This is a genomic window from Lentzea sp. NPDC060358, assembly GCF_042725365.1.
GTDB lineage: Bacteria > Actinomycetota > Actinomycetes > Mycobacteriales > Pseudonocardiaceae > Lentzea.
The window spans coordinates 1-8,970 of sequence record NZ_JBHXCW010000286.1 but is presented as its reverse complement, the minus strand read 5'-3'; the positions used below and the strand labels follow the sequence as shown (position 1 = coordinate 8,970).

Sequence of the window (8,970 nt, the reverse complement as noted above, 5' to 3'; positions counted from 1 at the left end):
GGTCTGATGACCTGGGCCTTCGTGCTGTGCGTGAAGGACTAGCGCGGGGCGAGCAGGCTCGTGATCTCCTGCGACGCCGACACCGTGAGCAGGTGCTGGAGGTTCTCCGCCAGCTCCTCGCCGCGCGCCTGCTTCGCCTGCGCGTAGAGGCGGCCGGCGCGGTAGGACGAGCGGACCAGCGGGCCCGCCATGACGCCGAGGAAGCCGATCTCCTCGGCCGTCTCCTTGTGCTGCACGAACTCCTCGGGCTTCACCCAGCGCTCCACCGGGTGGTGCCGCGGCGAGGGGCGCAGGTACTGCGTGATGGTGATGATGTCGCAGCCCGCGTCGTGCAGGTCGGCCAGCGCCTCGGTGACCTCGTCGGGGGTCTCGCCCATGCCGAGGATGAGGTTGGACTTGGTGACCAGGCCGAACTCGCGGGCCTGGGTGATGACGTCGAGCGAGCGCTCGTAGCGGAACGCCGGGCGGATGCGCTTGAAGATCCGCGGCACGGTCTCCAGGTTGTGCGCGAGCACCTCGGGACGCGACTCGAAGACCTCGGCGAGCTGTTCCGGGACCGCGTTGAAGTCCGGGATCAGCAGCTCGACGCCGGTGCCGGGGTTCATCTCGTGGATCTGGCGGACGGTCTCGGCGTAGAGCCACGCGCCGCCGTCGGCCAGGTCGTCGCGGGCGACGCCGGTGACGGTCGAGTAGCGCAGGCCCATCGCCTGCACCGACTCGGCGACGCGGCGGGGCTCGTCGCGGTCGAGGTCGGCGGGCTTGCCCGTGTCGATCTGGCAGAAGTCGCAGCGCCGCGTGCACTGCTCGCCGCCGATCAGGAACGTGGCCTCGCGGTCTTCCCAGCACTCGTAGATGTTGGGGCAGCCGGCCTCTTCGCAGACCGTGTGCAGGCCTTCGCGTTTGACCAGGCCCTTGAGCTCCCGGTACTCGGGGCCCATCTTCGCGCGCGTCTTGATCCAGGACGGCTTCTTCTCGATCGGCGTCTGGCTGTTGCGGACCTCGAGCCGCAGCAGCTTCCGACCCTCCGGTACCACAGTCACCACCTCACCCTACGCCGCGACCTCGCGTGTCCGGCGTCACGCACGCTCGAGCGCTACGGGAGATCCGGTGTGATCCCGGTCAGTTTGGTCGTGAGGTCCCACAGGCGGTTGGCGGCGAGGTCGTCACGGGCCGCGGCGGTCATCCGCGCGACCGCCGGGTGGCCGCGCAGTCCCTGGAAGCCGTCCGGGCCGTAGTACTGGCCGCCGCGCGCGTCCGGGGAGGTCGCCGCGTACAGCTGGGGCAGCGCGCCCATCTCGACGGTCTGGGAGAACAGGTGGCTGATCCTGCCGCCGACGCGGACCAGGACCGAGTTGTGCGCGCTCGCCATGTTGTTGGTGAGCTCGGTGACCGTCGCGCCGGGGTGCGCGGCGATGGACGTCACGTCCGGCGAACGGCGCTCCAGCTCGCGTGCGAACAGGATGTTGGCCAGCTTGGACTGCCCGTAGGCCCCACGCGCGCTGTACGGGCGGCGTTCCCAGTTCGGGTCGTCGAAGTCCATGTGGCCGTACTGGTGCATCACCGACGAGACGGTGACGACGCGCGCGCCGGGGCGTTGCCTCAGCGCGGGCAGGAGCAGGAACGTCAGCGCGGCGTGCCCGAGGTGGTTGGTGCCGAACTGGCGCTCGAAGCCGTCGACGGTCAGTCCGGCGGGGACGGCCATGATCCCGGCGTTGTTCACGAGGAGGTCCAGTGCCTCGACCTTTTCCGCTGCCGCGCGCACGGAGTGGAGGTCGGCGAGGTCGAGTTCGACGACCTCTGCCGACCCGTTGACCGTGCGTCGCGCCGCCTCACCTCGTTGGACCGAACGACAGCCCATGAGCACGTGGGCCCCCTTGGCGGCGAGCACCTGGGTGGTGCGCAGACCGAGACCGGAGTTCGCGCCCGTCACCAGGACGGTGCGGCCGGTCTGGTCGGGGACGTCGGCTTCGGTCCAGCGGCTCATGCCGTCATTCCTACCGTCCGGTAACTGCCGGGCGGAAGGCCGTGCCGGGACAAAGGTGTGTGTCGAGCACCGCGCGCAGCACCGGCTCGGCGGCGGCGAGCTCCGCGGTGACGACGGCCTCGTCGACCCGGCCCTCGAGCGCCGCGGCCTCCATGCGGGCGGTGAGCTTGTTCTGCCAGCGGTGGTCGAGCGCGAGCAGCAGGTCGTGCAGCGAGCCGAAGACGTCCGGATCCACGATCAGCGGCGCGGACGGGTCGTGCCGGGCGTCGCGCAGCACGGCGTCGAGCGCGTCACGGCGGCGGTAGTGGTCTGCCCAGCCCATTTCGTACCCCCGGTCTCTCGCATACTGTCGGTATGACATGACCATACCACCGGTATGTACCGTCGGTATGTGAGCTACGTTTCGCCGGTGCGAACAAGGCGTGCCGAGTACTCGGAGTCGACCAGGCAGGCGCTCGTCGACAGCGCGGTCGACCTCTTCACCAAACGCGGGTACGCCGCGACCTCGCTCGACGAGGTCGTGAAGCGCGCCCGTGTGACGAAAGGCGCGCTCTACCACCACTTCAGCGGCAAGCAGGCGCTGTTCGAGGCGGCCTTCACCCAGGTCGAGACGAAGTCGATCGAGTCGCTGACCGCGGTGGTCACCGCCGACGGGCCCGCCTGGGAGACCGCGATCGCGGGCGTGCGCGCGTACGTCCGCAAGTGCCTGGAGCCGGAGTACCAGCGGATCATCGTCCACGAGGCGCCCGTCGTGATGGGCTGGGAGCGCTGGCGCGAGGCGGAGGAGCACTTCAGCTTCGGTCTGCTCCGCACGGCCGTGCAGCTGCTCGTGGACGCGGGCGAGATCGAGGAGGCACCGGTGGAGATCATGGCCCGGCTGCTGTTCGGGGCGCTGTCCGCGGCCGCCGGCACCATCGCGAGCTCGTCCGACCCGAAGCGCACCGGGCGCGAGGTCGAACGAGCGATCCTGCGCGTTCTGGAGGGTTTGCGCAAGAAGTAGTCGAGCGCGCCCCTAGCAGCCGGGCGGAACGTCGATCACCACGCGGACAACGAGGTGGTCAGCATCATGATCGAACCGGTCAACACGCGCCTGGGACTCGACGGCAAGATCGCCCTTGTCACGTCGGGGACGCACGGGCTCGGGCTCGCCATCGCGAGCAAGCTCTGCGACAGCGGCGCCCACGTCATCCTCACGGCCTCCGACGACGACGTCGACCTGGAGCGCGCGAAGCTCGTGCTCGCGGGCAAGCCCGGCTCGGTCGCCATCACCGGGCTGGACGTCCAGGACGAGCACGCCGTGCGGACCCTGCTCGAGCGGATCAAGCAGGAGCGCGGCCAGCTGGACTTCTTCGTCCACCACGCCGAGTCGCCCGACCTGACCCCGCTGCTCAACATCGTGGAGCCGCTCGCCAAGGCGCTGCAGGACGGCGGGCGCGTGGTGATCGCCGGCTACGCGGTCACGCCGGTGCACGGCGTGATCAGGACGCTGGCCCTGGAGATGGCCTGGTACAAGGTGGCCGTCAACGCCGTCGTCACCACGGTCGTCGACAACGGCCCCATGAACATCGACCCGGAGATGGTCGACCGGCTCGCCATCAAGAGCCCGTCCGGCCGCGTCACCCTGCCCCAGGACGTCGCCAACGCGGTGTCGTTGCTCTGCACCGACGAGGCCGCGTGGATCCAGGGTCAGGTGATCACCGTCGACGGCGGTCTCGAACTGCTGGAGCGGTGGGGCGAAACGCGGTGAACCGGCGGTCCGGAGGCCGAATCGCGGGTACCACCGCGAGATCGGACATCGCTCGAGCCGCCCCGGTTCGCGATTCGGTTCCTCATCGGGCTGTGAGCGCGCGGTAACGGCAAGTCATCCGCCGATTAGTGTTCCCAATTGCCTCTCGCGCATCTGGAGCAACGCACCGCGCACCCGGTCCCACTGCTTGCCCGCACGGTCACCGAGTGTAAAACTCGAATTGGTGACCTGGGGGTAAGAGGGGGGCGGATGATCAGAGTGCTGCTCGCCGAGGACGTGCAAATGGTCCGAGGCGCTTTGGTCGCTTTGTTGAATCTCGAACCGGATATCGAGGTCGTGGCGTCCGTCGCAACCGGTGACGAAATCGTCGCGGCCGTAGCGAAGAACAAGCCGGACGTCGCGGTGCTGGACATCGACCTTCCCGGTATGGACGGTCTTTCCGCGGCCACGGTGATCCACGACACCGTTCCCGAGACGCGCACGCTCATTCTCACGAGCCTGGGCCGGCCGGGCACTCTGCGGCGTGCTCTCAACGCGCGCGTCAACGGCTTCATCCTCAAGGACGCGCCCGTGAACGAGCTCGCGGACGCCATTCGCGGTGTCTCGGTAGGACGAAGGGTGATCGACTCGCAGCTCGCACTGTCCGCCTGGGACACCGACGACTGCCCGCTGACGCCGCGGGAGCTCGAGGTGCTGCGGCTCGCCTCCGACGGCGCCGACGCCATGGAGATCGCCACGACGCTGTTCCTGTCCGTCGGCACCGTCCGCAACTACCTGACGGCGGCGACGGCGAAGCTCGACGCCCGCAACCGGGTCGACGCGGTGCGCATCGCCCGCAAGTCGGGCTGGTTCTAGCCCCCGCTGCCCCGTCCTCGCGGCGGGCGTTCACCGTCGAACGCCTGCGGCGGGCGGTCAGGGCGTGAGCGGGGTGACCGGGATCGCCGGGATGGCGGCGTGCACGTGGAACGAGCCGTCGCCGACGTGGCGGGCGGTGAAGGTGCCGCCGGCGGCCTGGACGCGTTCGGCCTGGTTGCGGACGCCGTTGCAGTCGGCGGTGGCGGCGCGGTCGGCGGCGCCGTCGTTGATGACGTCCAGCAGGACCGTGGTGCCGCACTGCCGCACGCCGATCGTGCAGGTGCTGGCCTCGCTGTGGCGCAGGACGTTCGTGACGGCCTCGCACAGCACGGCGGCGAGGACGGTCTCGACCGGTTCCGGCAGCGGGTCGTGGTCGAGTTCGACGCGGGCGTCGATGTTCGACGCCGCCAGCATCGCCTTGGCCGAGTCGGACGTCGTCGCGAGCGAGATCGGGCGGTAGGCGCGGGCCAGGGACCGCACGTCGGCCAGCGCGTGGTGGGTGATGGCCACGATGTCGCTGATGTGCTCGCGCACGTACTCCCAGTCGTGGTCCGGGCTGCCCGACACGAGCCGCTGGGCCAGCTCGCTCTTCAGCTTGATCGCGCTGAGGCTGTAGCCGAGCAGGTCGTGCAGGTCGCGGGCCACGCGGACGCGTTCGGCGGCGACCGCGGCGGTCGTGACGACGGCGTCGGGCACCACGACGGCGACCGGGGGAGCGGGAGGCGGGGGCGCCGGCCAGTCGCGGTGGGTGGCGAAGCCCGTGGCGAGGCCCGCGAGCAGCAGCGCGATGGCCGCGGTCGCCATCATCACCTCGCCCAGCGCCGCCTCGGCGAGACCGGTGGCGACCACGACGGCCACGAACACGGCCCAGCCGAACACCGGCCGCAGGACCAGCAGCGCGTTGCCCGCGACCAGGCCCGCGACACCCGCCCAGGAATGCCCGAAGACGACACAGGGAAGAACGAGGAGCACGATCTGAGCGGCCAATGTGAGGTGTCGTCGCAAAGCGCTCAGATGCCGGAAATACGACACTTGCAGCAGGACAAGCAGCGCCAAATCAATGAGCGACACCGCCAATTCGGTGGTCTCGCCCGCGTGAAGTAGCGCGCGGGTGAGGTCGGTCAGGCAGACCGCCACGAACACCGCGACGATGATCGCGCGGTATCTCGGTATCGCAGGCGTTGTATTCACGTGCCCCCCAAGAGCACCCGCTCCAGAGCAAACGCGCCACTGGGCGCGCGCTCAAGCCGAATACTAGACAGACACGAGCGGATCAGGACTGCGTCTGAATCGGTTAAGGAGGTGAAAGTGCATTGATTCGCGAGTCAATGTCACGCCAATGGCTGAGTATTTCCGAACGGTCGTCACGGCATGTGTCCGCTTGATCACCCAAAGATACGGTTTGGGTATATGAATTTCTCACGTCCGACGCAGTAGTTCGCCATCTCAGAGTCGTGGCGGGATACGTGGCGGGCGATAGCCCGGCTCAGGTGAACTTGTGGCACGACCAAGTCGACCGCCGCTGAGCAGGGGAGGCTCCAATGGAGATCAAGGTTCTGGGACCGCTGGAGGCACGGGAGAACGGCGTCTCGATCGCACCGAGCGCCGTGAAGCCCAGGCAGGTGCTCTCGCTGCTCGGACTTCAGGCGGGCCACGTCGTCACGGTCCCGACGTTGATCGAAGAGCTCTGGGGGATGACACCGCCGCGCAGCGCCCTCACGACGCTGCAGACCTACGTGCTGCAGGTGCGCCGGCGCATCGAGGCGGCCATGCCGGGCGACGGTCCCGGTGTCGCGAAGAACGTCCTGGTGACCCGGTACGGCGGCTACATGCTGGACGTGCCGCCGGAGAGCGTCGACGTCCGCAGCTACGAGCGGCTCGCGAGCGCGGGTCAGCGGGCGTTCGAGGTGGGCGACCTGGAGTCCGCGAGCCGGTTGCTGCGCAGCGCCGCCGAGGTGTGGCGCGGACCGGTCCTGGTGGACGTGCAGATCGGCGTCCGCCTGGGCATGGAGGTCACCCGGCTGCAGGAGAGCCGGCTCGGCGTCCTGGAGACGCGCATCGAGGCCGACCTCCAGCTCGGCAAGCACCAGTCGCTGCTGAGCGAGCTGTCGGTGCTCACCGCGCAGCACCCGATGCACGAGAACCTGTGCGCGCAGTACATGCTCGCGCTCTACCGGGCGGGCCGGCAGTGGAAGTCGCTCGAGGCGTACCAGTCGCTGCGGGACACGCTGATCGAGGAGCTGGGGCTCGAGCCGTCCGAAAGGCTGCGTCAGTTGCAGCGGGCGATCCTGAGCTCCGAGCCGTCGCTCGACAAGCCGCTGTCCCCTCGCCAGCTGGAGCGCCAGCTCGCGGGCTGACGAGAGGTCGGGAGCAACCGTGGACACCACCGGTGCAGGTGCGTTGGTCAAGGCGCTGGAGGACGTCGGCTGCGAGGTCGTCTTCGGGATGCCCGGCGGGGCGATCCTGCCCGCCTACGACCCGCTGCTCGACTCGGTGAAGATCCGCCACGTGCTGGTGCGCCACGAACAGGGCGCGGGGCACGCGGCGCAGGGGTACGCGCAGGCGACCGGACGGGTCGGCGTCTGCATGGCGACATCGGGACCCGGGGCCACGAACCTGGTGACGCCGCTCGCGGACGCGTACATGGACTCCGTGCCGATCGTCGCGATCACCGGGCAGGTCGCCCGGTCGGTGATCGGCACGGACGCCTTCCAGGAAGCCGACATCCGCAGCATCACCCTGCCCATCACCAAGCACAGCTTCCAGGTGCACGACCCGGCCGAGATTCCGCGGGTGATCGCCGAGGCGTTCGCTCTCGCGTCTTCGGGGCGGCCGGGCCCCGTGCTGGTGGACCTGCCCAAGGACGTGCTGGCGGCCGCCACGACCTACGCACCGCCGGTGCTCACCACACCGGCGCGGCCGGTGATCTCGCCGGTGCAGGTCCGCAACGCGGCTCAGCTCATCGGTTCCTCGAAGCGGCCGGTGTTCTACGTCGGCGGCGGGGTGATCCGCAGCGGTGCGGCGCCGGAGCTGCTGAAGCTCGCGGAGAAGACCGGGATCCCGGTCGTCACCACATTGATGGCGCGCGGCGCCTTCCCGGACTCGCACCGGCTGCACCTGGGGATGCCGGGCATGCACGGGACGGTGCCCGCCGTCGCCGCGCTGCAGCGGTCCGACCTGCTGATCGCGCTGGGGACCCGGTTCGACGACCGGGTCACCGGGCTGCTGCCGGAGTTCGCCCCGCACGCCGCGGTGGTGCACGCCGACATCGACCCGGCCGAGATCTCCAAGAACCGCAAGGCCGACGTCGGCATCGTCGGCGACTGCCGCGACGTGCTGGCCGCGCTTTCGGCCGTCGTCACGCGGGCGCCGGACCTCACGGCGTGGTGGAACTACCTGGGCGGCCTGCGCACGACGTACCCGCTGGGCTACGACTGGCCGTCCGACGGCATGCTCGCCCCGCAGTACGTGATCGAGCGGATCAGCATGCTCGCCGGTCCCGAGGCCATCTACACCGCAGGCGTCGGCCAGCACCAGATGTGGGCGGCGCAGTACGTGAAGTACGAACGCCCCGGCTCGTTCATCAACTCCGGCGGTGCGGGCACGATGGGCTTCGCGGTGCCGGCGGCGATGGGCGCCCAGACCGGCGCGCCGGACCGGGCGGTGTGGGCGATCGACGGCGACGGCTGCTTCCAGATGACCAACCAGGAGCTCGCGACCTGCGCGGCGGAGGGCATCCCCGTCAAGGTCGCGATCATCAACAACGGCAACCTCGGCATGGTCCGCCAGTGGCAGACCCTGTTCTACGGCGGCCGGTACTCCAACACCCGGCTCGGCACGCACGACCGCCACCCGGACTTCGTGAAGCTGGCGGACGCGCTGGGCTGCGTCGGCCTGCGCTGCACCGAGCAGTCCGAAGTGGACGGCGTGATCCTGCAGGCGATGGCGGTCACCGACCGGCCCGTCGTGATCGATTTCGTGGTGGGGCAGGACGCCCAGGTGTGGCCGATGGTGGCCGCGGGCACGGGCAACGACGAGGTCATGGCCGCGCGGGGCATCCGGCCCCTGTTCGACGAGGTGGAATGATGACGAGACATTCGCTGTCCCTGTTGCTGCGCAACGAACCCGGCGCGCTGGCGCGGATCGTGGTGCTGTTCTCGAGTCGCGGGGTCGACGTCGAGTCGCTGAGCCTCGGCCCGGCCGGGCGGGGAGACCTGTCGCGCCTGGACGTGGACGTGGCGCTGCAACCCGGCCGCACGCCGGCGCAGCTCGTGAAGCAGCTCGGCCGGATCGTCGACGTGAAGAGCGTGGTCGACCGCACGCACGACGAGGCGCTCGACCTCCCGGCCTGATCGACAGACGGAAGCGCTCGGCGGGAGATCCC

9 protein-coding genes and 1 pseudogene are annotated in these 8,970 nt (G+C 69.7%); 6 read left to right on the top strand and 4 right to left on the bottom strand.

Going from position 1 to position 8,970, the window contains the following annotated elements; all coding sequences use genetic code 11:
- Positions 1-38: 38 nt before the first annotated feature.
- From lipA to ACFWGZ_RS36335, 3 genes are read right to left on the bottom strand one after another with little or no spacing between them, the layout of a single operon-like run.
- On the bottom strand, positions 39-1,040 hold the full coding sequence (gene lipA, locus ACFWGZ_RS36345) for a lipoyl synthase (RefSeq protein ID WP_382456125.1): 1,002 nt from the start codon (positions 1,038-1,040) through the stop codon (positions 39-41).
- A gap of 53 nt (positions 1,041-1,093) precedes the next feature.
- Positions 1,094-1,984, bottom strand: coding sequence for an oxidoreductase (locus ACFWGZ_RS36340; RefSeq protein ID WP_382456124.1), 891 nt, complete (start codon positions 1,982-1,984; stop codon positions 1,094-1,096).
- Between the two features lie 10 nt (positions 1,985-1,994).
- The gene (locus ACFWGZ_RS36335) at positions 1,995-2,306 is read right to left on the bottom strand and encodes a hypothetical protein (protein WP_382456123.1); all 312 of its coding nucleotides are present in this window, start codon (positions 2,304-2,306) and stop codon (positions 1,995-1,997) included.
- 87 nt (positions 2,307-2,393) lie between these two features.
- Between ACFWGZ_RS36335 and ACFWGZ_RS36330 the strand changes: the two genes are divergently transcribed.
- From ACFWGZ_RS36330 to ACFWGZ_RS36320, 3 genes are all read left to right on the top strand, one after another.
- Positions 2,394-2,984 carry a TetR/AcrR family transcriptional regulator gene (locus tag ACFWGZ_RS36330; RefSeq protein WP_382456127.1) on the top strand — a complete coding sequence of 197 codons (591 nt, stop codon included), beginning with the start codon at positions 2,394-2,396 and terminating at the stop codon, positions 2,982-2,984.
- 66 nt (positions 2,985-3,050) lie between these two features.
- On the top strand, positions 3,051-3,731 hold the full coding sequence (locus ACFWGZ_RS36325) for an SDR family NAD(P)-dependent oxidoreductase (RefSeq protein WP_382456122.1): 681 nt from the start codon (positions 3,051-3,053) through the stop codon (positions 3,729-3,731).
- A gap of 249 nt (positions 3,732-3,980) precedes the next feature.
- Entirely contained in the window at positions 3,981-4,586 is a 606-nt protein-coding gene (locus ACFWGZ_RS36320) for a DNA-binding response regulator (RefSeq protein WP_382456126.1), read from the top strand.
- A gap of 57 nt (positions 4,587-4,643) precedes the next feature.
- Here the strand turns inward: ACFWGZ_RS36320 and ACFWGZ_RS36315 are convergent, their stop codons facing one another.
- On the bottom strand, positions 4,644-5,558 hold the full coding sequence (locus ACFWGZ_RS36315) for a sensor histidine kinase (RefSeq protein WP_382456121.1): 915 nt from the start codon (positions 5,556-5,558) through the stop codon (positions 4,644-4,646).
- A gap of 569 nt (positions 5,559-6,127) precedes the next feature.
- Between ACFWGZ_RS36315 and ACFWGZ_RS36310 the strand changes: the two genes are divergently transcribed.
- The 3 genes and pseudogenes from ACFWGZ_RS36310 to ACFWGZ_RS36300 all read left to right on the top strand — a co-directional run bounded on the left by ACFWGZ_RS36310 (position 6,128) and on the right by ACFWGZ_RS36300 (position 8,938).
- The gene (locus tag ACFWGZ_RS36310) at positions 6,128-6,943 is read left to right on the top strand and encodes an AfsR/SARP family transcriptional regulator (protein ID WP_355302632.1); all 816 of its coding nucleotides are present in this window, start codon (positions 6,128-6,130) and stop codon (positions 6,941-6,943) included.
- Positions 6,944-6,953: 10 nt separating this feature from the next.
- Positions 6,954-8,672 (top strand): annotated as a pseudogene (locus tag ACFWGZ_RS36305) (acetolactate synthase large subunit); the annotation flags it as partial.
- Entirely contained in the window at positions 8,672-8,938 is a 267-nt protein-coding gene (locus tag ACFWGZ_RS36300; protein WP_382456120.1) for an ACT domain-containing protein, read from the top strand. The pseudogene ACFWGZ_RS36305 and the gene ACFWGZ_RS36300, both read left to right, overlap by 1 nt.
- The last annotated feature ends 32 nt before the right edge of the window (positions 8,939-8,970 follow it).